At 71.3% G+C, this 22,533-nt stretch carries 19 protein-coding genes and 2 tRNA genes; 3 read left to right on the top strand and 18 right to left on the bottom strand.

The features are described 5' to 3' along the window. Positions 1-39 precede the first annotated feature (39 nt). The 11 genes from ACV7NM_RS21460 to ACV7NM_RS21410 form a co-directional block, all read right to left on the bottom strand. The gene (locus ACV7NM_RS21460) at positions 40-885 is read right to left on the bottom strand and encodes a DegV family protein (protein WP_463411781.1); all 846 of its coding nucleotides are present in this window, start codon (positions 883-885) and stop codon (positions 40-42) included. Between the two features lie 132 nt (positions 886-1,017). Next, positions 1,018-1,731, bottom strand: coding sequence for a hypothetical protein (locus ACV7NM_RS21455; protein ID WP_463411780.1), 714 nt, complete (start codon positions 1,729-1,731; stop codon positions 1,018-1,020). Positions 1,732-1,920: 189 nt separating this feature from the next. Continuing rightward, complete coding sequence (gene leuS / locus ACV7NM_RS21450; protein ID WP_463411779.1) at positions 1,921-4,791, bottom strand: leucine--tRNA ligase; 2,871 nt, start codon at positions 4,789-4,791, stop codon at positions 1,921-1,923. A 250-nt stretch (positions 4,792-5,041) separates the two neighbouring features. Then, positions 5,042-5,114 (bottom strand) — tRNA-Ala (locus ACV7NM_RS21445). Positions 5,115-5,254: 140 nt separating this feature from the next. Further along, on the bottom strand, positions 5,255-5,488 hold the full coding sequence (locus ACV7NM_RS21440; protein ID WP_136215681.1) for a hypothetical protein: 234 nt from the start codon (positions 5,486-5,488) through the stop codon (positions 5,255-5,257). Between the two features lie 143 nt (positions 5,489-5,631). Beyond that, a tRNA-Ala gene (locus tag ACV7NM_RS21435) sits at positions 5,632-5,704 on the bottom strand. A gap of 112 nt (positions 5,705-5,816) precedes the next feature. Further along, the gene (locus ACV7NM_RS21430; RefSeq protein WP_463414019.1) at positions 5,817-6,437 is read right to left on the bottom strand and encodes a histidine phosphatase family protein; all 621 of its coding nucleotides are present in this window, start codon (positions 6,435-6,437) and stop codon (positions 5,817-5,819) included. A 116-nt stretch (positions 6,438-6,553) separates the two neighbouring features. Next, on the bottom strand, positions 6,554-7,000 hold the full coding sequence (rsfS, locus tag ACV7NM_RS21425) for a ribosome silencing factor (protein ID WP_136215683.1): 447 nt from the start codon (positions 6,998-7,000) through the stop codon (positions 6,554-6,556). A 117-nt stretch (positions 7,001-7,117) separates the two neighbouring features. Beyond that, the gene (locus tag ACV7NM_RS21420; protein WP_463411778.1) at positions 7,118-8,821 is read right to left on the bottom strand and encodes an LCP family protein; all 1,704 of its coding nucleotides are present in this window, start codon (positions 8,819-8,821) and stop codon (positions 7,118-7,120) included. A 30-nt stretch (positions 8,822-8,851) separates the two neighbouring features. Beyond that, the gene (gene nadD / locus ACV7NM_RS21415; RefSeq protein WP_463411777.1) at positions 8,852-9,469 is read right to left on the bottom strand and encodes a nicotinate-nucleotide adenylyltransferase; all 618 of its coding nucleotides are present in this window, start codon (positions 9,467-9,469) and stop codon (positions 8,852-8,854) included. A 128-nt stretch (positions 9,470-9,597) separates the two neighbouring features. Next, positions 9,598-9,765, bottom strand: coding sequence for a hypothetical protein (locus ACV7NM_RS21410; RefSeq protein ID WP_168714160.1), 168 nt, complete (start codon positions 9,763-9,765; stop codon positions 9,598-9,600). Positions 9,766-9,915: 150 nt separating this feature from the next. Between ACV7NM_RS21410 and ACV7NM_RS21405 the strand changes: the two genes are divergently transcribed. Then, positions 9,916-11,064 (top strand): M48 family metallopeptidase, encoded by a 1,149-nt coding sequence (locus tag ACV7NM_RS21405; RefSeq protein ID WP_463411776.1) that lies wholly within the window; start codon positions 9,916-9,918, stop codon positions 11,062-11,064. Here ACV7NM_RS21405 and ACV7NM_RS21400 read toward each other — a convergent pair. The 7 genes from ACV7NM_RS21400 to ACV7NM_RS21370 form a co-directional block, all read right to left on the bottom strand. After that, entirely contained in the window at positions 11,061-12,233 is a 1,173-nt protein-coding gene (locus ACV7NM_RS21400; protein WP_463411775.1) for an SCO2583 family membrane protein, read from the bottom strand. The genes ACV7NM_RS21405 and ACV7NM_RS21400 overlap by 4 nt on opposite strands. A gap of 82 nt (positions 12,234-12,315) precedes the next feature. Then, positions 12,316-12,873: an SCO2584 family spore wall biosynthesis protein gene (locus ACV7NM_RS21395; RefSeq protein ID WP_463411774.1), complete on the bottom strand. Its 558-nt coding sequence runs from the start codon at positions 12,871-12,873 to the stop codon at positions 12,316-12,318. Between the two features lie 77 nt (positions 12,874-12,950). Beyond that, on the bottom strand, positions 12,951-14,225 hold the full coding sequence (locus ACV7NM_RS21390; RefSeq protein ID WP_463411773.1) for a glutamate-5-semialdehyde dehydrogenase: 1,275 nt from the start codon (positions 14,223-14,225) through the stop codon (positions 12,951-12,953). Between the two features lie 797 nt (positions 14,226-15,022). Then, positions 15,023-15,433, bottom strand: a complete 411-nt coding sequence (locus ACV7NM_RS21385) for a hypothetical protein (protein ID WP_463411772.1) — start codon at positions 15,431-15,433, stop codon at positions 15,023-15,025. A gap of 96 nt (positions 15,434-15,529) precedes the next feature. Continuing rightward, the gene (proB, locus tag ACV7NM_RS21380) at positions 15,530-16,657 is read right to left on the bottom strand and encodes a glutamate 5-kinase (protein WP_463411771.1); all 1,128 of its coding nucleotides are present in this window, start codon (positions 16,655-16,657) and stop codon (positions 15,530-15,532) included. 78 nt (positions 16,658-16,735) lie between these two features. Then, positions 16,736-17,269 carry a GtrA family protein gene (locus ACV7NM_RS21375; RefSeq protein ID WP_463411770.1) on the bottom strand — a complete coding sequence of 178 codons (534 nt, stop codon included), beginning with the start codon at positions 17,267-17,269 and terminating at the stop codon, positions 16,736-16,738. Beyond that, on the bottom strand, positions 17,266-18,261 hold the full coding sequence (locus ACV7NM_RS21370) for a glycosyltransferase family 2 protein (protein WP_463411769.1): 996 nt from the start codon (positions 18,259-18,261) through the stop codon (positions 17,266-17,268). The genes ACV7NM_RS21375 and ACV7NM_RS21370 overlap by 4 nt, the downstream gene beginning before the upstream one ends. A 183-nt stretch (positions 18,262-18,444) precedes the next feature. Here ACV7NM_RS21370 and ACV7NM_RS21365 point away from each other — a divergent pair, with 183 nt between their 5' ends. After that, the gene (locus tag ACV7NM_RS21365) at positions 18,445-21,315 is read left to right on the top strand and encodes a bifunctional glycosyltransferase/CDP-glycerol:glycerophosphate glycerophosphotransferase (RefSeq protein ID WP_463411768.1); all 2,871 of its coding nucleotides are present in this window, start codon (positions 18,445-18,447) and stop codon (positions 21,313-21,315) included. Then, positions 21,312-22,505 (top strand): glycosyltransferase, encoded by a 1,194-nt coding sequence (locus ACV7NM_RS21360; protein ID WP_463411767.1) that lies wholly within the window; start codon positions 21,312-21,314, stop codon positions 22,503-22,505. Before ACV7NM_RS21365 ends, ACV7NM_RS21360 begins: the two co-directional genes overlap by 4 nt. The last annotated feature ends 28 nt before the right edge of the window (positions 22,506-22,533 follow it).

The following is a 22,533-nucleotide window of genomic DNA, read 5'->3' as shown; positions in this document are numbered from 1 at the left end:
GGCCACTCGTTCCGGTGACCCGCCCGATCGCAGCGGGGATCAGCGAGGCGATACCACGGCCGCCAGCAGCCCCGGCCCGGTGTGCGCGCCGATGACCGCGCCGACCTCGCTGACGTGCAGCTCGACCAACCCGGGAATCCGCTCCCGGAGCCGTTGCGCCAGCGCCTCGGCCCGCTCCGGCGCGGCGAGGTGGTGTACCGCGATGTCGACGCTGCCCGTGCCGGCGCGTTCGACGGCCAGTTCCTCCAGGCGGGCGATGGCCTTGGACGCCGTACGCACCTTCTCCAGCATCTCGATCCGCCCGCCGTCCAGCGTGAGCAGCGGCTTGACGGCGAGCGCCGAGCCGAGGATGGCCTGGGCGGCGCCGATGCGGCCGCCGCGACGGAGGTAGTCGAGCGTGTCGACGTAGAAGTACGCCGACACGTCGGCGGCCCGCTTCTCCGCCGCGGCCACGGCCTCGTCGGCCGACCCGCCGCTCTCCACCACCTCGGCGGCGGCGAGCGCGCAGAACCCGAGGGCCATGGCCACCATGCCGGTGTCGACGACCCTGACGGGGACGGGTGCGGTCTTGGCGGCTACCACGGCGGCGTCGCAGGTGCCGGAGAACTCGGCGGAGAGGTGGAGGCTGACGATGCCGGTCGCGCCGGCGTCGGCCGCCGCCTGGTAGGCGCGGGCGAAGTCCTCCGGGCTGGGGCGGGACGTGGTGACCGAGCGGCGCTTCTGCAGGGCCAGCGCGAGGCTGCGGGCCGAGATCTCGGTGCCCTCTTCGAGCGCCTCGTCGCCGAGCACCACGGTCAGGGGGACAGCGGTGATCCGATGCCGCACCATCGCCGGTGGGGGCAGGTAGGCCGTGGAATCGGTGACGATCGCGACATGGCGGGACATGAGCGGGAGGTTACCGCCAGCGAGCCCCCTCCGGCAGCTTGGCCCCCTCACGAGCACCCGGCGGGAAGCCCGCACACGACCGGCGCGGACCTCTCACGAACCTCGGCCCGAGTCGTCAGGCTGCCGCCGGCCTCACGCCGTCGTCTCCGGTCGCGGCGTCTTCTGCCACGGGTGACGCACAGGCGGGGACGCGGGCTTCAGAGCGGCGGGGCGGTGCTCCTCGGAGCCGCCGGGGCGGCTCTCCGACGCGGCCGCGTCCCATGAGGCCGCCGCCGCCGTCAGGTCGTCCACCGACTCCCGCGACCAGTCGCGCAGGGCGCCCGATTCCACCTCGATCTGCTCAGACAGCGCGGACAGCTCGTCCTCCGCGAAACGCCGGGCGCGCTCCCGCGCCGCCCACCGCAAGGAGTCGGCCGACTCCGTGATCTTACGCGTGCGCTCCCGCAGGTCGGGCAGGCTTGCGGCGATCCGCTTGCGGTCGGGCTCCTGTTCCAGCCGCTTCAGTTCGGCGTCCAGGTCGTGACCGTGCTCGCTCAGCCTCTCGAAGAGACCGATCGACTCCCTCAGCGAGCTGTCCGTCTGCACGCCCTGGTACAGCGTCTGCTGCGTCGCCCGCATCGAGGTCCGCAGGTCGAGCCGTAGCTGCGCCAGCCCCGCGGTGACGCCCACCTGGCCGAGGCTCCGGGCCCTGAGGGTCGTGTCCTCCACCGTCCGCCGGGCCTGTGTGATCGTCCGATCCACGCCGCGCTTCGCGGCGCCGACCGCCTTCACCGTGGCCCACACACCCAGCCCCAAGAAGGCGAACAGCACCAACAGGGCAAAGATGACCAACGCGCCCGCCTCCATGAGGCTCCCTTCCCCTGCCTATTCCGTCCCCTCCACCGTAAACGCAACGGGCAGGCCGGGGGTTCCATTCGAACCCCCAACCTGCCCGTACGGGAAGACCCCTACACCCGGCCCCACGGCCCGGCCCCAGAGCCCGGCCACGCCGAGCGGCGTACGACAACACTCGGCGACGGCGCTCGGTGACAGCGCTCAGATGACGATGTTCACCAGCTTCGGCGCGCGGACGATCACCTTGCGGATCTCCGCCCCGCCCAGCGCCGCCACGACCGCCTCGTCGGCCAGAGCCAGCTGCTCCAGCTCACCCTCGGAGACCGTCGGCGACACCTCCAGGCGGGCCTTGACCTTGCCCTTGACCTGGACGACGCACGTCACGCTCTCGTCGACCACGTACGCCGGGTCCGCGACCGGGAAGTCCTGGTAGACCACCGAATCGCTGTGCCCCAGCCGGTGCCACAGCTCCTCCGCGATGTGCGGCGCGAGCGGGGCGACGAGCAGCACCAGCCGTTCGGCGACCGAGCGCTCCAGCGGCCGGCCGGCCTTGGTCAGGAAGTTGTTCAGCTCGGTGATCTTCGCGATGGCGGTGTTGAAGCGCAGCCCCGCCATGTCCGCGCCGGCCCCGTCGATGGCCTTGTGGAGCGCGCGCAGGGTGTCTTCGGCCGGCTCGGCGTCGACGACGGTCACCGCGCCCGTCTCCTCGTCCACGATGTTGCGCCACAGGCGCTGGAGCAGCCGGTACTGGCCGATCACGGCCCGCGTGTCCCACGGACGCGACACGTCCAGCGGACCCATCGCCATCTCGTACAGGCGCAGCGTGTCGGCGCCGTACTCCTCGCAGATCTCGTCCGGCGTGACGGCGTTCTTCAGGGACTTGCCCATCTTGCCGTGCTCACGCTTGACCGGCTCGCCCTGGTGGAAGTAGCCGCCGTCGCGCTCCTCCACCTCGGCCGCCGGCACGTACACGCCGCGCGCGTCGGTGTACGCGTAGGCCTGGATCATGCCCTGGTTGAACAGCTTGTGGAACGGCTCGGCGGACGAGACGTGGCCCAGGTCGAACAGCACCTTGGACCAGAACCGCGCGTACAGCAGGTGCAGCACGGCGTGCTCGGCGCCGCCCACGTACAGGTCGACGCCGCCGTGCGGGGCGCCGTCGCGCGGGCCCATCCAGTACTGCTCGATGGCCGGGTCCACCAGCGCCGAGTCGTTGTGCGGGTCCAGGTAGCGCAGCTCGTACCAGCAGGAACCGGCCCAGTTCGGCATGGTGTTGGTCTCGCGGCGGTAGCGCTTGACGCCCTCGCCGCGGCCCAGGTCCAGCTCGACGTGGACCCAGTCCGCGTTGCGCGACAGGGGGGTCTCGGGCTTCGAGGCGGCGTCGTCCGGCTCGAAGGTGCGCGGCGAGTAGTCCTCGACCTCCGGCAGCTCCAGCGGCAGCATCGACTCGGGCAGCGGGTGCGCGACGCCGTCCTCGTCGTAGACGATCGGGAAGGGCTCGCCCCAGTAGCGCTGGCGGCTGAACAGCCAGTCGCGCAGGCGGAAGTTGACGGTGCCTTCGCCGATGCCGCGGCCGGCCAGCCATTCGGTGATGCGGGCCTTCGCCTCGACGACGCCCAGGCCGTCCAGGGAGACGCCCTGGCCGGTCGAGTTGACGATCGTGCCGTCGTAGGAGGAGAACGCGTCGTCCCACTCCGCCGGGTCGGCGTCACGGTCGTCGGAGGGCTCGACGACACAGCGCATGGGCAGTTCGAAGGCGCGGGCGAAGGCGAAGTCGCGGCTGTCGTGCGCCGGGACGGCCATGATCGCGCCGGTGCCGTAGCCCATCAGGACGTAGTCGGCGATGAACACGGGGACCTGGTCGCCGCTGACCGGGTTGGTGGCGTAGGCGCCGGTGAAGACACCGGTCTTGTCCTTGGCCTCGGCCTGGCGCTCGACGTCCGACTTGGCCGCGGCCTGCTTGCGGTACGCGTCGACCGCCTCGCGCGGGGTCGCTGCGCCGCCGGTCCACACCTGGTGGGTGCCCTCCGGCCACACGGCCGGGACGATCTTCTCGACCAGCTCGTGCTCGGGCGCCAGCACCATGTAAGTGGCGCCGAACAGGGTGTCGGGGCGGGTGGTGAAGACGGTGATGGCGTCGTCGCCGACGGGGAAGTCGACGCGCGCGCCCTCGCTGCGACCGATCCAGTTGCGCTGCTGGAGCTTGATGGCCTCGGGCCAGTCCAGCGCGTCCAGGTCGTCCAGCAGGCGGTCGGCGTAGGCCGTGATCCGCATGTTCCACTGGCTCAGCTTCGCCTTGAAGACGGGGAAGTTGCCGCGCTCGGACCGGCCGTCGGCGGTGACCTCCTCGTTCGCCAGTACGGTGCCCAGTCCCGGGCACCAGTTCACGGGCGCGTCCGAGGCGTAGGCCAGCCGGTACTCGTTGAGCAGGTCGGCCCGCTCGCCCGCGTCCAGCTCCGCCCAGGCACGGCCGCCGGGGACCTCACGGGAGCCGTCCTCGAAGGCGGCGACCAGCTCGGCGATCGGGCGGGCCTTCTTGGCGTCGGTGTCGTACCAGGAGTTGTAGATCTGCAGGAAGATCCACTGCGTCCACTTGTAGTAGTCCGGGTCGATCGTCGCGAACGACCGGCGCTTGTCGTGGCCCAGGCCCAGCCGGCGCAGCTGGACCTTCATGTTCTCGATGTTGGCCTCGGTGGACACGCGCGGGTGCGTGCCGGTCTGCACGGCGTACTGCTCCGCCGGCAGGCCGAAGGCGTCGAAGCCCAGGGTGTGCAGGACGTTGTGGCCGGACATCCGCTGGTGACGGGCGAAGACGTCCGTGGCGATGTACCCGAGCGGGTGGCCGACGTGCAGGCCCGCACCGGACGGGTACGGGAACATGTCCATGATGAACATGCCGGGTCGCGCGACGACCGCGGGGTCTCCGGCCAGGTCACCGGTCGGGTTGGGGGCCTCGTAGGTGCCCTCCGCGTCCCATACGTCCTGCCAGCGTGCCTCGATGTCGGCGGCCATGGCAGCCGTGTAGCGGTGCGCCTCGGCCGCCTCGGGGGCCGGGGTGTTCGTCTCGCTCATGATTTCTGAAGCTCCATCGATCGTCTCTGCCGTCTCTGCCTGCCCAAACGAAAAAACCCCTCGCACAGGAGGGGACGCCGCGCCGATGCCGACCGTCTCGAAAGGTCGGTCTGATCAGCGCGGCTCGGTAAGCAGAAGGCGTACGGCACGCATGGCGTCAGGGTACCGCAGCGGCCCCGACACCCGCTCGGTCGTTCCGCACAACGAGAAGCGGGCCACCCGATCCGGGTGGCCCGCTTCCTCTTCACTGTGGAGCTAAGGAGAATTGAACTCCTGACCTCCTGCATGCCATGCAGGCGCTCTACCAACTGAGCTATAGCCCCTCGTACTGCCTGCCGCTTGGGTTTCCCTTGCTGGTTCCCCTTGGCGACGTCCCAAACATTACACGGTCATGGCCCTGGTCCAAAAATCGATTTCCGTGACCCCGAGGCCATGCCCGATGTATACCACTACGTCCGTTTCATCACGCCTTCGCGAACTGGTAGAAGCGCTTGAGCGTGCAGTGCTCGTCGAGCAGCCGGCCGTAGATCGGCTCGCCCTCCAGTTCGCGGTACGTCTCGATGGGGTCGCCTTTTATGATCAGCGCCCGTGCGCATTCCTCGCACCAGTACTGGTAGTCGGGGTTGACCGGCTCCATGTCCCGCACGATCGGCGTGCCGTTGTTGCACCAGTCGCACCGCCGCCGGTGTGCACCCATCCGTCAGCGACTCCCTCCCGCGTCGGGCCGTCGTGTCCCCCTCCGGCCGTCCGATTCTGCCATGCCGGTACGGGCCGGGTCAGCAAGCGCAAACGGAACAAACGCAAGTATCCCGCCCCCTATTGGGGACGGGATACCGATTGTGGAGCTAAGGAGAATTGAACTCCTGACCTCCTGCATGCCATGCAGGCGCTCTACCAACTGAGCTATAGCCCCGCTCTCCGCCGCGCTGCCCCCGTTTCCGGCGTTCCGCGCTGCGAACAAGAAGAACTCTAGCCTGTGACCAGCCGGAAAGTGAAATCCGGCCGGGGGCCCGCACGGGCGGTGCTCAGTCGTCGTCGCCGAGCACCGGCTCCGGCAGCGTGCCGGCGTTGTGTTCCATGAGGCGCCAGCCGCGCGCGCCCTCACCGAGGACCGACCAGCAGCAGTTGGAGAGCCCGCCCAGGCTCTCCCAGGAGGACGCCTCCAGCCCCAACAGGCGGCCGATGGTCGTACGGATCGTCCCGCCGTGGCTGACCACGACGAGCGTGCCGCCCTCGGGCAACAGGTCGGCGTGGCGCAGCACCACCGGCGCGGCCCGGTCGGCCACCTCGGTCTCCAGCTCGCCGCCACCGCGTCGTACGGGCTCGCCGCGCTTCCACGCCGCGTACTGCTCGCCGTACTTGTGGAGGATCTCCTCGTGCGTGAGCCCCTGCCACTCGCCCGCGTACGTCTCGCGCAGCGCCTCGTCGTGCGCCACCGGGAGACCGGTGACGGTGGCCAGCTCGGCGGCCGTGGCAGAGGCGCGGCGGAGGTCGGAGGCGACGATGGCGTCCGGATTCAGCGACGCGAGCAGCCGGGCGGCGCGGCGCGCCTGCGCCACACCGGCCTCGGTCAGCTCTATGTCCGTGGAGCCCTGGAAGCGGCGCTCCAGGTTCCAGGAGGTCTGTCCGTGCCGCCAAAGGACGATCTTCCGGCCGGTCCGACCGTTCTTGCCCTCCGATGCGGCGGCCGATGCGGCCGGTGTCGCGGAGGCGGTCGGCGCGGTGGAGGCGGTCGTACCGGTCGTGCCCGTGTCGGTCGTGCTCAGAACAGATCACCGTCCAGTTCGTCGTCTCCCTGCGCCTCGCGCAGCTTCGCGTGCTCCTCGGCCTTGCCGATGGTGAGCTTGGCGTCCTCGGGAAGCTCGATCTCGGGGCAGTCCTTCCACAGGCGCTCCAGCGCGTAGAAGACCCGCTCCTCGCTGTGCTGGACGTGCACGACGATGTCGACGTAGTCGAGGAGGATCCAGCGGGCGTCGCGGTCGCCCTCGCGGCGCACCGGCTTGGCGCCGAGTTCCTTGAGCAGGCGCTCTTCGATCTCGTCCACGATCGACTTGACCTGGCGGTCGTTGGGCGCGGAGGCGAGGAGGAAGGCGTCGGTGATCGACAGCACGTCGCTGACGTCGTACGCGATGATGTCGTGCGCGAGCCGGTCGGCCGCGGCCTGGGCGGCGGCGGTGATGAGCTCGATGGAGCGGTCCGTGGCGGTCACTGGCCATGCTTTCGGGTTGGCGGGCAGATCCTCTCAAGGGTCTCACGTACCGCCGACACCGCCCGCGCGGTAGGTTCCGCGCGGGCGAACACGCAGTTCACGGGCCGGCGCGAGGGCTCAGGACGCCTTGTAGTCCTTGCCCAGGAGCACCACGACGTCCGCGTTCACCGCGCTGTCGGCCTTCTTGACGGCCGTCTCCGGCAGTCCCAGGGTCTTGGCCACCTCGATCGCCTTGGCCCGCAGCGCGTCGTCCCGGTAGGTGATCTGCGTGACGGTCCCGGTCTTGTCGGCCTTGCCGCCCTCCACGAGCGTGTAGCCGCCGTTCAGCAGTGCCGCCTTCGCCGCGAGCTGGGATTTCTCGTCCCCCGTGGCGTCCTTGAGGCCGATCCGGGGCGCGGCGCCGGGGACGGCGGTGACGGAACCGCCGAGGATGTCGTCGACGGCCTTCTTCCCCGCGCCGTCGGCGAGGCCGCCGTCCGGCTTCACGGGGAGCACCTCGGTGCGGTATGCGCCCGCCTTGGCGTGCTCGCCGATCCGCGACAGCAGTGCGCCCAGGTTCTGCGCGTTGAGCGCCGGGTCCAGGATCTGCCCCATGCTGTCGACGGTCACCGCCGCCGCCTTCGGGTCGCCGGGGATCTTGCGCAGGACGGCGTACAGCACCGTGCCGAGCCGCTGCAGCTGCTTGCTCTCCGGCTCGCCCTGGGCGCGGTAGGTGGCGTAGGCGACGGCCATCGCGCCGGTCAGGTTCTGCTTGGCGCCCTGGGACACGGCCGGGGTCTTGGCCTGGTCGTCGGCGGGGACGGCGGTGTCGGTGTCGACGACGATGCCGCCGACCAACTCGACGAGCCGCTCCAGGAAGGGGGTGTCCAGGCGCCAGGTCCCGCCGATCCGGGTGCCGAGGACCGAGTCGAGTGCCTCGCGGGTGCCGAGGCCGCCGTCCTCGACCGCCTTGGACAGGGGCCGGCCGGTGCCGTCCTGTCCGGGGACGGTCAGGGTGTTCGGCAGCAGGACGGTGGCTCCCTGCTTCGTGGTCACGTTGTCGACGAGCAGCGCCGTGGAAGAGCCGCCCTTCTTGGTGTTGAGCACGTGGACGACGATCATGTCGCGTTTTTGCGCCCCGGCGGCGGCCGGCTTCTTCTGCGCGCCCGGCCCGTCGAGGAAGGGCAGGTCACCCGCGTACCAGAGGTATCCGGCGCCGCCGACGACGACCAGGGCGAGGACGACGATCAGCGCGACGATCCGGTTGCGGCCGCGGCGGCGAGCCTCCTCGCGGCGTTCGGTGCGGCTCTCGGTGAAGGCGAGCCAGTCGATGACGTCCTCGGACTCCTCGTCCGGCTGGTCGATGAACGCGAACATCTCCGTGCGGTAGTCCCGGCCGGCTTCGGGGACGGCCCCGGCCTCGGGAGCGGCGGCCCGGGGTTCGGCCCGGCGCGGCTCGGGGACCTGGGGTGCGGGTGCGGGTGACGGGGCCTGTGGATGGGGGGCCGGCTGCGGGGCCTGCTGGTGGGGGATCCACTGCTGGGTCTGCCGCGTGTCGTACCCGTGGCCCGCGCCGGGGCCGTACTGCTCCTGGCCGTACGCCGCGTCCTGCCCGTACGCCGCGTCCCGCGTGCCGTGGTCCGCAGCGGCCGGGGCCTGCGGGTAGGGGTGTTGCTCGGGGGCGTTCGCCTCGTACTCGTACCCGTACGGCTGCTCGTACGCCCCGTAGGCGGGGGCCTGGGCCGGCGCCTGCCCGTACACCGGCCGACCGTACGGGTCGTAGCCGATGAGCTGCTGCTCCTGGGCGGCGTACGGGTCGTACGCGTCCTGTCGGTCGTTCACCGCGGGGCCCCTCTCTCCGGAACCGGAAGCTCAGGCTCCCCGGTACAGCTCACGCTTGTCGATGTAGCGCACCACACCGTCCGGCACCAGATACCAGACGGGATCGCCCTGCGCCACGCGCGCCCGGCAGTCGGTGGACGAGATCGCGAGCGCGGGCACCTCGACCAGGGAGACACCGCCCTCGGGCAGCCCGTCGTCGGTGAGTACGTGGCCCGGCCGGGTCACACCGATGAAGTGCGCCAAGGAGAACAGCTCCTCGGCGTTGCGCCAGGTCAGGATCTGCGCGAGGGCGTCGGCACCGGTGATGAAGAACAGGTCCGAGTCGCGGTTGAGGGCGCTGAGGTCCCGCAGCGTGTCGATGGTGTACGTCGGCCCGCCGCGGTCGATGTCGATGCGGCTCACCGAGAACTGGGGGTTCGAGGCCGTCGCGATGACCGTCATGAGGTAGCGGTCCTCGGCCGGGGACACGACGCTGTGCGACTTCTGCCACGGCTGGCCGGTCGGTACGAAGACCACCTCGTCGAGGTGGAAGAGGGCGGCCACCTCACTGGCGGCCACCAGGTGTCCGTGGTGGATCGGATCGAATGTCCCGCCCATCACGCCGAGGCGGCGCTTGACCGGGCCGGTAGGCGTTCCCTGCTCTCCCATGAGCGCAGAGCCTACTGGCCCGGTGGCCCGTCCCCGACCCGCGGGCGAGCGGTCCGGATACGCGCGGCCGGGCACCGCCCGAGGACGACGGGGCCCGGAGGACGACGGGCCCTGGCGAACGACGGGGCTTAGCGGTCGCGGTTGAGGCGCGTGGTCATCCAGAGCAGGAGCAGCAGGACGCAGAAGGCGCCGCCGCCGGTCAGGTAGGGGCTCAGGCTGTCGTGGTTGCCGCCGTGCTGCTCGGCACCCTCCGAGGCGAGAACGACCAGGTTGTGGGTGGTGGTGGAGAGGCTCATCAGGCAGATACCTATCGAGTCGGGAGGGAGCGGAGACTTCCCTCACATCGTATGCGGGGGCCCGGGGCACCCTCACGCCGACTCAGGCGTTGGAGAGGATGGACGCGCACGCAGACGGGTCTGTCCAGGTCTATCCAGGGGGAGGGCGCTATGACGAACACCGGAACCGAGAAGGTACCGGCCCGGAACCGCAGGAGGTTCCCCGGCATTTCCTCGCGGGCGTACGAGCATCCGGCGGACCGCTCGGCGCTCGTCGCCCTGCGCAAGCTCAGCGGCTTCGACACGGTGTTCAAGGTCCTCAGCGGGCTGCTGCCCGAGCGGAGCCTGCGGCTGCTGTTCCTCTCCGATTCGGTCCGGGTGGGCGAGACGCAGTTCCCCCACCTGCACGCCATGCTGCTCGACGCCTGTTACGTCCTGGACCTGGAGCGGGTCCCGCAGATGTACGTGCAGCAGGACCCCAAGCCGAACGCCATGTGCATCGGGCTGGACGAGCCGATCATCGTGGTGACGACGGGCCTGATCGAGCTGCTCGACGAGGAGGAGATGCGCGCGGTCGTGGGCCACGAGGTGGGCCACGCGCTGTCCGGGCACTCCGTGTACCGCACGGTCCTGCTGTTCTTGACGAACCTGGCGGTGAAGGTGGCCTGGATCCCGCTGGGCAATGTGGCGATCACGGCGATCGTCACGGCGCTGCGGGAGTGGTTCCGCAAGTCGGAGCTGTCCGCCGACCGGGCGGGACTGCTGGTGGGACAGGACGTGCACGCCTCGATGCGCGGGCTGATGAAGCTGGCGGGCGGCCACCATCTGCACGAGATGAATGTGGATGCCTTCCTGGCCCAGGCCGAGGAGTACGAGGCGAGCGGTGATCTGCGCGACTCCGTGCTGAAGATCCTCAACATGCTGCCGCGTACGCATCCCTTCACCACGGTGCGTGCGGCGGAGTTGAAGAAGTGGTCGCAGCACCGGGACTACCAGCGGATCATGGACGGCCACTACCCGCGGCGGGACGAGGACAAGGACACCCCGGTCAGCGATTCCTTCCGCGAGTCCGCCTCGCACTACGCCGACACCGTGCGCAACAGCAAGGACCCCTTGATGAAGCTGGTCGGCGACCTCGCCGGCGGCGCGGGCGACCTCGGCGGCAAGCTCCGCGTCGTGTTCACCGGCTCCGGTTCCAACGCGGGCGCGGGGGCGGCGGATGGAGCCGGCCGGGACCCGAAGGGCGCCCGGGACGGCGGCAAGGGGGAGAGCGGCGGCGAGGGCCCGGCAAAGGATGACGGCGGCAAGGGCGAGGGTTAGGGCTGGGGCTGGGCAGGGGTGGTCGCGCCGTCCGGCGGCGGGGCGGGAGTGTCCGGGGAGGACGGCGCCGCCAGTACGCCGCACAGCCCGGCCGTGCGCCTCGGCTCGCCGGCGGCGTACGGATCGCTGGCGGGCGGGCCGACGGTGGTCGGTCCGGCCCCGGCGAGCAGCGGGCGGAAACCCGCCGCCGGGTCGCCGGCACAGTCCTGCGGTCCGGCCATCACGTAGGCCGAGACCAGCTCCGCGCGACGGGCCGCTAGGTCGGCGCGGTCGAAGCGCAGTTGCAGCTCGCGCCGGACGGTGAAGAGGGAGGCCCCGGCGGCGGCTGCCGGGGACCCGGTCGCGGGGCCGACCGCGTACACGAAGGTGTGGTCGGTGGTCACCTGCAACGCGTCAGGCGTCACCTCGTCGAAGGCGAGGGTGCCGCTGACCCGTACGCGCGAATCGACGACCACAGCGGTGCTCGGGTCGAAGCGGACCAGCCAACCGGTGGCGGCGTGCCGGCCGTCCCCGGAGGGCGAGGTCATGCTCTGGTCGAACTGCGCCACCTGGCCCGGGTCGAGCAGGACCCGTACGGGCCGGGAGGCGGAGCCGGCCAGGACGTCCGGGTCCAGCGAGGACTGCACCAGGTAGTCCTTCGCGATGGACAGCGCCGATACGATCTCGCTCTCGCTGAAGTGCGCGGTACGGCGCAGCGCGGGCAAGGTGATCCCGGCCGCCCCGACGGCGTATTGCGCCGCGGGGCTCTGCGCGAACAGGTCGGCGGGGCGTCCACCGGGCACGGGGGCGGTCGGCGCGAGCGGGACGACGACGCTGCCGAACGGCCGGACCACGCCCTCGGGCGTGGGGACGTACGGGTTGCGCAAGCCCATGTACACGGCGACCGCGAAGGCCGTGGCGATGAGCAGCACGAGCAGCATGCCCTGCCGGGCGCCCCGGCCGGGCGTGCCGGTGCGGTGCCCGACGCCGCCGCCGGACCACAGGGAGCGGCTGCGTACGGCGCGGGCGTGCTCGCCCATGCGTTCCTCGGCGGAGTACTCCTGGAGCCGGGCAGCGCGGACGAAGTCCTCGTCGAACACCACGGACCGGTACTCGTCCTGCCGGAAGTCGTCATCGCCCCCGCCCATGCCGTCGGGGGTGCCGTTGGGTGGGTCTCCTGGAACGGCCATCGCTTCTCCCCGCTGTCCCCCGCTTCAGAGAAGCCCCCGGCTCCGGTCACGCGAGTGGGGTCGTGTTCAAGGGGTCGTACTCTCAGGGTTGGCGGCCGGCGGGGTACGTAAACGCCCCGGCGCCGGTGACTTCCCGCAAGGGGGTGCTGGCCGGGGCGGGAGCGGGGTCCGGGTCGCCCTCGGCACTGCGGTACACCGCGCTGAACGCCAGGGCGACCATGCCCAGGCCCATGACGACGGCGAGCACCCAGGCGACCGGGCGCAGCCACGGCGAGCGGCCTCGGTAGGGCCGCAGGCGCCCCCCGTAGGCGCCGTAGGGGCCTTCCGGGTAGCCGTGGCCGTAGCCGCCGTACTCCCAGCCGGGTTCGTCGAGGCCGAAGGCGCCCGGCGGCCCGTATCCGTAGCCGTCGTGCTCGTCCTCGCCGGTCCGGCCGCCGGCCACGCGCGCGGCCTCGGCGGCCTCCGCACGGGCCCGGTCGGCGGCCCACTGGCGCTCGGCGGCGCTCGGTTCGTGAATCTCGGCGTTCCGGACGAAGTCCTCGTCGAACACCACGGAGGCGAAGTCCTGATCCGCGCCTCCGCGGTCGTCGTCGGGCTCACCGTCGTCCGGGAACGGCTTGCCCCCCACGTCGTCCGGCACGGGGACAGCGTAGACCTGGGGGGCTGCTTTGGGCAGGGTGTAAGCGGAAATCCGGCCACACCGCGTTGCCTGGCCGGCTACCGGATGTGACCGTCGCCGGTGACGATGTACTTGGTGGAGGTCAGCTCGGGAAGACCCATCGGGCCCCGGGCGTGCAGCTTCTGGGTGGAGATGCCGATCTCCGCGCCGAAGCCGAACTGACCACCGTCGGTGAACCGGGTGGAGGCGTTCACGGCGACCGTGGTCGAGTCCACCAACTGGGTGAAGCGGCGGGCGGCGGCCTGCGAGGTGGTGACGATCGCCTCGGTGTGCCCGGAGGTCCACCGGCGGATGTGGGTGACGGCGTCGTCGAGGGAGTCCACGACGGCGGCGGCGATGTCGTAGGAGAGGTACTCGGCGGCCCAGTCCTCGTCGGTGGCGGGCAGCGCGGTCACCTTCGTGTCTTCGGCGTAGGAGAGGACCTCGCCGTCGCCGTGGACGGTGACGCCCGCGTCCGCGAGGGCGTCCAGGGCCAGGGGCAGGAAGGCGGCGGCGATGTCCCGGTGGACCAGGAGCGTCTCGGCGGCGTTGCAGACGGAAGGACGCTGCGCCTTGGAGTTGACGAGGATGTCCACGGCCATGGCGAGGTCGGCCTGGGCGTCGACGTAGACGTGGCAGTTGCCGGTACCGGTCTCGATGACCGGGACGGTGGACTCCTCGACGACGGTCTTGATGAGCGAGGCGCCGCCGCGCGGGATGAGGACGTCGACGAGCCCGCGGGCGCGCATCAGCTCGCGGACGGAGTCGCGGGACTCACCGGGGACGAGCTGGATCGCGTCCGCGGGGAGGCCGGCGGAGACGATGGCGTCGCGGAGGATGCCGACGAGGGCGGAGTTCGAGGCGTAGGCGGAGGAACTGCCGCGCAGGAGAACGGCGTTGCCGGACTTGAGGCAGAGGGCGGCGGCGTCGACGGTGACGTTGGGGCGGGCCTCGTAGATGATGCCGACGACGCCGAGCGGGACGCGGATCTGGCGGAGGTCGATGCCGTTGGGGAGGGTCGAGCCGCGGACGACCTCGCCGACGGGGTCGGGGAGGGCTGCGACGTCGCGCACGTCGGAGGCGATGGCGCGGACGCGTTCGGGGGTGAGGGTGAGGCGGTCGATGACGGTCTCGCTCGTGCCGGCCGCGGCGGCCTTGGCGGTGTCGACGGCGTTGGCCTCGACGATCTCGGCCGTACGGGCCTCCAGCGCGTCCGCGATGGCCAGGAGGGCGGCGTCCTTGGCGGACCGCGGGAGCGGGGCGATGGCCGCGGCGGCGGTCCGGGCGGCTCGCGCGGTGACGGTGACGGGGCTGGGGGCGTCGTACGAGGTCATGCGGCCAGGGTAATCCCCGACCGACCGCCGCCGGACGGGGTTTCACCCCGCGAGACGCCGCCCGCGCGGGCGGAGACGGGGGCGGGGTGCGTGCCGGGCGGCCGGGGCCGTGCGCCGGTACCCGGGGTGCCCGTGCCATGCCTGGCGGCCGGGCGGGCGGCCGGGCGGGCGGCCGGCCGGCCGGGGCCTGTACCCCGCGGGCGGGGCGGCCGAGGCCGTGCGCCGGCGCGGGCTCGGACGGGTGCCGGTGCCGTGCCGGGCGGCCGGGGCGCGGACCTGTACCCCTGCGCGGGCGGGGGCGGGGTGCCCGGTGACGTACCGGTCGGACGAGGTCCCGGGGAGCGGCCCCTGAACTCCAACGCGGGGTGGCCGTGGCCGGGGCCGGGGCGGGCCCCGTAACCCGGCCTCCGCCCAGGCCCAGCGGCCGGGCGCCCAGGCCGCTCGGACCTCGGCGGCCCAAGCCGGTACGACCCAAGAGGTCCGAGCGCCCGCGAAGCAACTCGGCGGCCACCAGGCGGAGCGGGACGCTCCGATGCGGCCCGTCACGGCCGGGCCGGCCGCCGCGCGGAGCATTTGCCCCGTCCCGCCCTTCCACCGTTCCCCGGGCTCGACCCGGACGCGGTCCTCAAACGCCGGACGGGCTGGGTGACCCGGGCTCCGCCCGGACCCGCCGCGGCACCGCCTCAACGCCGGACGGGCCAGGCGGCCCCGAGCCCGGGGCGCCCCCGGGCCGAATCGAGCGAGGCGCGCGTCAAAAGGGATGGCGCCCGCGCGGCGAACCGCGCCAAGGGCTGCGGCTAGTAAGGGTGTACGCCGACCGGGTGGGCCGGGGGTGGGCCGTAGCCTTCCGCCACGCGCTGGTGGTAGGTCGCGCGGTCGATGACCTCCAGGCCGACGATCTCCCACGGGGGCAGCCGCGCCGAGGAGCGGTGCTCGCCCCACAGCCGCAGGGCGACGGCCGCCGCGTCGTGGAGGTCGCGGGCCTCCTCCCAGTACCGGATCTCCGCATGGTCGTCGGCATACCGGCTGGTCAGCAGAAATGGATGATCATGCGCGAGCTGTTCCAGCCCGCGCCGCACCTCGCACAGCGGGGCCGGCTTGCCGGAGACGCTCAGGGTCACGTGCCAGAGACGGGAGGTGTCGCCCTGATCCCCGCCTCCGCCGCCGTCACCGTCCCCGGTGCCGACGCTGGTCAGCGCTCGCCTCACCAGCCGCCTCCTGTCCGCTCCACCACGCCCCGCGCGTCCGTCTGCCTCTCACAGTTGACCAGTCCTTGGCCTGCCATGCGGCGGTTTTACCGAACCTCAGCCCTCCAGCAGCACCAGATCGTCCCGGTGGACGACCTCCCGCTCGTACGCGGGTCCGAGGTCTCGCGCGAGCTCGCGGGTGGAGCGCCCCAGCAGTCTCGGGAGTTCCTTGGCATCGAAGTTGACCAGGCCCCGGGCCACCGCGCGGCCGTCCACCGAGCGCAGCTCCACGGGATCACCGGCCACGAACTCCCCTTCCACCGCGGCGATCCCCGCGGGCAGCAGCGAACTGCCGCGCTCGGTGACCGCGCGCACCGCGCCGTCGTCGAGTACGAGGTGCCCCTGGGGGGTCGAGGCGTGTTGGAGCCACAGCAGCCGGTCCGCCGAGCGGCGGCCCGTCGCGTGGAAGAGGGTGCCGGTGGCGCGCCCGGCGAGGGCGTCCGCGGCCTGGCTGGCGGAGGTCAGGACCACCGGGACGCCGGCGGCCGCCGCGATCCGGGCGGCCTCGACCTTGGTGACCATGCCGCCGGTGCCGACACCGGCCTTGCCCGCGCTGCCGATCGAGACGTGGGCGATGTCCTCGGGGCCGCGCACTTCCTCGACGCGGGTGGTGCCGGGCAGCGACGGGTCCCCGTCGTAGAGGCCGTCGACGTCGGACAGCAGTACCAGCAGGTCGGCGCGGACGAGGTGTGCGACGAGGGCCGCCAGCCGGTCGTTGTCGCCGAAGCGGATCTCGTCCGTGGCCACGGTGTCGTTCTCGTTGACGACGGGCAGGGCCCCCATGACGAGGAGTTGGTCCAGGGTCCGGTAGGCGTTGCGGTAGTGCGCGCGCCGGCTGGTGTCGTCGGTGGTGAGCAGGACTTGGCCGACCCGGATGCCGTAGCGGGCGAAGGAGGCGGTGTAGCGGGCGACGAGCAGGCCCTGTCCTACGCTCGCGGCGGCCTGCTGGCGGGCCAGGTCCTTGGGCCGGCGGCGCAGTCCGAGGGGGGAGAGCCCGGCGGCGATGGCTCCGGAGGAGACGAGGACTATCTCCTTCTCGCCGCCGCTGCGGGCCTTGGCCAGTACGTCGACCAGCGCGTCCACCCGGTCGGCGTCGAGACCGCCCGCCGCGGTGGTCAGCGAGGAGGAGCCGACTTTGACGACGATCCTGCGGGCGTCCACGACGCTCTGCCTAGCCGCTGACACGTCTTCCCCTTGCCCCTTGCCTGCCTGATCCTTGCGCCCTCAATCTACGGGGTGGCCGGACGGCGCCGCGCGGCGGTTTCAGAGCGTGGACGAGCTGCGGGCCGGGTCCTGACCGGCCGCGGCCGGGTCCTGGCCGGCGCCCGCCCGGGCCGCCCCGGGCATGAGGATCTTGCGCGAGATCAGGAAGGTGAACGGGATCGCCACGACGGCCGCGACCAGCGGGGCGATCCGGGTGTCCATCGCGGCCCAGGTGACGAGCGCGTAGAGGCCGACCGACTGGATCACGTAGTTGGTGACGTTGGTCAGCGGGAAGAGCGCGAACTTCTTCCAGGTCGGCCGGGTCCGGTAGGTGAAGTAGGTGTTCATGAAGAACGAGCCGACCATCGAGAGCAGGAAGGCCAGGGTGTACGCGGCGAAATACGGCATCCACGGGTGCAGGAGCAGATAGATGCCGAAGAAGGTGCCGGTGTTCACCCCGCCGACGAGGCCGAAGCGGAGGATCTGCCCGAGCTGCTCGCGCCGTGTGGCGCGGCTGTCGCCCGTACCGCCCGTACCACCTGTATCAGGAGTACCGGTGGTGCCGGGAGTACCGGCGGTGTCGTCGCCCGTCATCCTCGACTGCGCTCCACGATCACGGCCTCGGTCGCGTCCGCGCCTCGGGCCGCGGTGCCGTCCCGGCCCGCGCCGTGCGCCTCCTTGACCAGGAAGTGCGGCCGGCGCTTGGTCTCGTAGTAGATGCGGCCGATGTACTCGCCGATCAGCCCCAGCATGATCATCTGTACGCCGCCGAGGCCCGTGATGAGCGCGACGAGGGTGACGTACCCGGGGGACTCGACACCGTGGGTGATCGCCATGACGGTGATCCACAGCGCGTAGAGCCCGGTGAGGCCCACGAGGGACACGCCGAGCCAGATCCCGATCCGCAGCGGCCGGTTGTTGAAGGAGATCAGGCCGTCCATGGCGTAGTTCAGCAGGGAGCCGAACTTCCACTTCGTCTCGCCGGCCTCGCGCTGGGCGTTGCGGTAGTCGAAGTGGACGGTGTCGAAGCCGATCCAGGAGAAGAGCCCCTTGGAGAACCGGTTGTACTCCGGAAGCGACAGCAGGGCGTCGACGGCCGCGCGGGACAGCAGCCGGAAGTCGCCGACCCCGTCGGTGAGCTCGACGTCGACCCAGCGGTTGACGCCTCGGTAGTAGAGCCGGCTGAGCGCGGAGCGGACCTTCTTGTCCCCCTCGCGCGTGCGCCGGGCGATGATCTGGTCGTGCCCCTGCCGGTGGTAGTCGAGCATGGTGGCGATCAGCTCCGGCGGGTGCTGGAGATCGGCGTCCATGATCACCACAGCGTCACCGGTCGCCTCGCGCAGACCGGCGAGCATGCCCGCCTCCTTGCCGAAGTTGCGGCTGAAGGAGACGTAGCGCGTCTGCTCGCCGTGTTCCGCGGCGATCTTGCGGAGCTTGTCCAGGGTCCCGTCGCGACTGCCGTCGTCGACGTAACACACCTCATAGGTGACGGGCAGCGCGTCCAAGACCCTGCGGATCTCGACGTCGAAACTGTCGATGACTGCTTCTTCGTTGTAACAAGGGACAACTACCGACAGCTTGGTCATGAACACTTCCTGCTGGGTCCGAACGGGTGATTGTCGGCGACCGGACCCGCCACACACCTCTTGCTTAGAAGTATGCACGGCCGGGGCCGGCCTGCCGGAGTCGCGCGTGACACACGGTAGCTTTGACGGGCGGGGGGTCCCCTCGGACGGAGTCCGAGGGCGGAATGGAACAAAGGGATCGAGGTGCACGTGCCTGACGTCTCCGTGGTCGTCATCGTCTATAACGACGCAGAGCGTCTGTCGACAGCCGTCCAGTCGGTTTTGGACCAAACCCTTCACGGGGTCGAAGTCGTGATCGTGGACGACTGCAGCAAGGACCGGTCCTACGCGGTCGCCCAGGAACTGGAGGCCGCCCATCCGGGCAGGGTGCGCGCCTTCCGGCTGCCGGAGAACAGCGGTGGCTGCGGCGCGCCCCGCAATCACGGCATCAAGCAGGCCACCGGCACCTACGTCATGTTCCTGGACAGCGACGACGTGCTGGAACGAAACGCCTGCCGCAACATGCTGTCCGCGGCCGAGCGGACGGGCTCCGACCTGGTCTCGGGCATGTGCGTGCGCGTGCACCTGGACAACCGGTGGGGCAAGACCACCGAGTGGTACCCCTGGATCTACTCCCGCACCCGCACGCTGGAGTCGATCACCGAGTACCCGGACCTGCTGGTGTACGACACTCTCTCCACGAACAAGTGCTACCGGCGCGCCTTCCTGCTGGAGCAGGGCCTGGAGTTCCCGGTCGGCATCCACTACGAGGACCTGCTGTTCTCCGCGCAGGCGTACGTCGCCGCGCGCCGCATCACGCTGATCCCCAACCACGTCTACTTCTGGAACGTGGCCGAGAAGGCCGCGGCGAAGTCGATCAGCAACCGGCGCCACGAGATCGCGAACTTCGTCCACCGGATGGAGATCCACCGGCGCGTCGACGAGCTGTTGGCCTCCAAGGGCCACACCGAGATCAAGACCGCCAAGGACGCCAAGTTCCTCAAGCACGACCTGGTGCTCCACCTGCGCGACCTGCCCCTGCTGGGCGACGCGTACCGCCAGGAGTTCGCCCGCCTGGCCAACGGCTACCTGGCCGGCATCGACCCGGCCGCCTACGACAGCGTCAACCACCTCCAGGCCATCTGCGCCTACCTGCTCGGCAAGGAGGACTGGGACAACCTGCTCCCGGCGGCGGACGCGATGACCAACAAGGGCCGTCTCACGTCCCCGCTGGCCGAACGCGACGGCCGCGTCTACTGGTGCGCCCCGCACCTCGACGACGCCGAGGGCCGCCGGATACTGGACGTCACCGAGCAGGGCTTCCACACCACCGCGCTCCACTCGCTGTCGCTCGGCAACCGCCTCACCTCCTATGAGGACGACGGGCGTGGCACGGTCACCCTGTCCGGCGCCGTCGTCAACCCGCTCGGCCGCATCCGGGATGGGCAGGAGCTCAAGGCCACTCTCGAATTCCGCGCCCGCCGCCAGATCGGCGTGCGCTCGTTCAGTTTCCCGGCGACAACCGTGCGCCACGCGGGTGACACGATCGAGTGGACCGCGACCGCCGATGTCGCGAGCACCGTCCGTCCGCTGGGCATCATCGACGCCGTCTGGGACGTCCGGCTGAAGCTGACGGCCGGCGGCGAGCGGATCACCACGCGCGTCTCGGTCGGCGGGGTGGACCTGGAGTCGGCCGCCCGGCTGCGCGTGCGTCCCCGGCTGACCCGACTGGTCTCCGACCGCTTCGAGCCGGAGGTGACCAAGAAGGGCAACCTCTCCTACGTCCTGACCGCCGAGGGCGCCGCCGCCGTGCGCACCCGGACGCTCATCGACAGCGCGATGCACGGCAAGGCCGCCGGCGTGGTCAAGCGCGGTCTGCGCAAGGCCCTGCGGGCCCGCCGCAACATCGGCTCGGGCGAGCAGAAGGTGAAGGTCTACCACGAGGTCTTCTCGAAGCTGCCCCTCAAGAAGGGCACCGTCGTCTTCGAGAGCCACATGGGCAAGCAGTACAGCGACAGCCCGAAGGCGATCTACGAGGAGATGGTGCGCCAAGGCGTGCCCTTCGAGGCGATCTGGTCCTACGCGGGCGCCAAGCCGACCGGCTTCCCCAAGGAGGCCACACTGGTGCGCCGCTGGAGCTGGCCGTACCTGCGAGCGCTGGCACAGGCCGAGTTCTGGGTCGACAACCAGGGCTTCCCGCTGGCGCTGACCAAGCGCGCGGGCACCACCTACATCCAGACCTGGCACGGCTCCGCGCTCAAGCGGATGGGTTTCCACGAACCCCGCACCAAGGCCCAGGGCAAGGCCGGCCAGGACCGCTTCCAGGCGGCCGTGGACCGCTTCGACCACTTCCTCATCCGCTCCGAGCACGACGCCCGGACCCTCGCCAAGGGCTTCCGGCTGCGCGACGAGGTCCTGGTGCGCAGCGGCTACCCGCGCAACGACGCCCTGGTCGAGGCGCACGGCGCCGAGGTTCAGAGCGGGGAGCGGGTGCGCGGGCCGCTCGCCGCCGAGCTGGGAATCGACCCCGACAAGCGGGTGCTGCTGTACGCGCCGACCTTCCGGGCCGGCGCCGACGGCACGGTGGAGAACTTCGTCTTCCCGTTCGACGTGGAGGAGTTCGCGGACCGGCTGGGTGACAGGTTCGTCCTGCTGGTGCGCACGCACTACCTCAACAGCGTCTCGCTTCCGCCGTCGGTCGCGGGACGGGTGATCGACGTCTCCCGGCACCACGACATCACCCCGCTGCTGGCGCTCGCCGACGGTCTGATCACCGACTACTCGTCGGTGATGTTCGACTACGCGGTCCTGGACCGGCCGATGCTGTTCTTCGCCTACGACTACGAGGCGTACGCGACGGACATCCGCGGCACCTACTTCGACCTCAAGGAGAAGGCGCCGGGGCCGGTGGTGGCCACCGCCGACGAGCTGATGCAGGCCGTCTCCGCCTTCGACGAGGCCGACGCCAAGTACGCGGGAGCGCGCCGGCGCTTCCTCACCGAGTTCGGCGAGTACGACCGCGGGGACGCCGCCCGCCAGATCGTCGAGAAGTTCTTCACCAGGAGCGGCAAGTGAGCCAGCAGAGCGCCGCCGAACCGGCCGCCGCGTCGACGCCGGACGGCCGTGACATCTTCCTCGTGTCCAACAGCGTGGACGAGCTCGGCGGTGTGACCACCTGGTCGCACCAGATGGCCCGGCTCTTCACCGAGCGCGGGCACCGGGTGCACGTCATCGGCATCGCGCCGGTCGCCGAGGAGCTGCGGCAGAAGTTCCCGCAGGACCTCCCGTACGAGACGACCACCCTGTACGCGTCCCGGCCGCCGAGCGCGCGCCGGCTGACCGGCCTCAAGGGCCGGCTCAACGCCCCCGAACGGCGCCGCCAGGCGGCCCGCCGCGCGGGGATGCGCGCCAAGGCCGAGACCCTGAGCTCCCTGTTCCGCGCCGCCCGCCCGGGCGCCGTGGTCATCGTCACGCAGGTGTGGGCGATGGAGTGGGTGGCGCTCGCCGACACCAAGGGGCTCACCCTCATCGGCATGAGCCACGAGTCCTACGAGGCGAGCCACAAGTCCTCCCGGGGCGAGCGGGTACGCCGCTTCTACCAGGACGCCGACCGGCTGCTGGTGCTGACGCCCGAGGACGCGGACCTCTGGATCCGGGCGGGCGTGCAGAACGTGGACAGCATGCCGAACCCGCTGCCGTTCATGCCGGACTCCCCCGCTCCGCGCACCGAGAAGGTCGTCGCGAGCGTGGGCCGCCTCGCCTTCGAGAAGGGCATGGACCTGCTGCTCGACGCCTGGGCGGACGCGGCGCCGCGCCACCCCGACTGGGTGCTGCGGATCTACGGCGCGGGCGTGGAGGAACCGAAGCTGCGGGCGCACGCCGCGGACCTCGGCGTCGAGGAGTCCGTGCAGTGGATGGGCAGCACCGACGACGTGCTGGGCGCGCTGCGCGGGGCTTCGGTCTTCGCGCAGGCTTCGCGGGCCGAGGGTTTTCCCATCACGCTGCTGGAGGCGATGGCGGCGGGCCTGCCGGTGGTCGCCTTCGACTGCGCGCCGGGTGTGCGGGAGATCGTGCGGCACGGCGAGGACGGCCTGCTGGGCCGGCTCGGCAACACGATGGAGCTGGCGGGGCACCTTGACGTCCTGATGACGGACGGCGGCCTGCGCGACCGGCTGGGCGACACCGCGTTCCGCGAGGTCCGCCGCTACTCCAGCGCCGAGATCACCGACCGCTGGGAAGAGCTGTTCTCCTTCCTGGAGCGCTGACCTTCCCCCGCGCGTACGAAGCCGCCCG

It is taken from the genome of Streptomyces sp. Tek67B01 (assembly GCF_055231995.1).
This window is presented reverse-complemented; position numbering and strand designations above follow the sequence as displayed.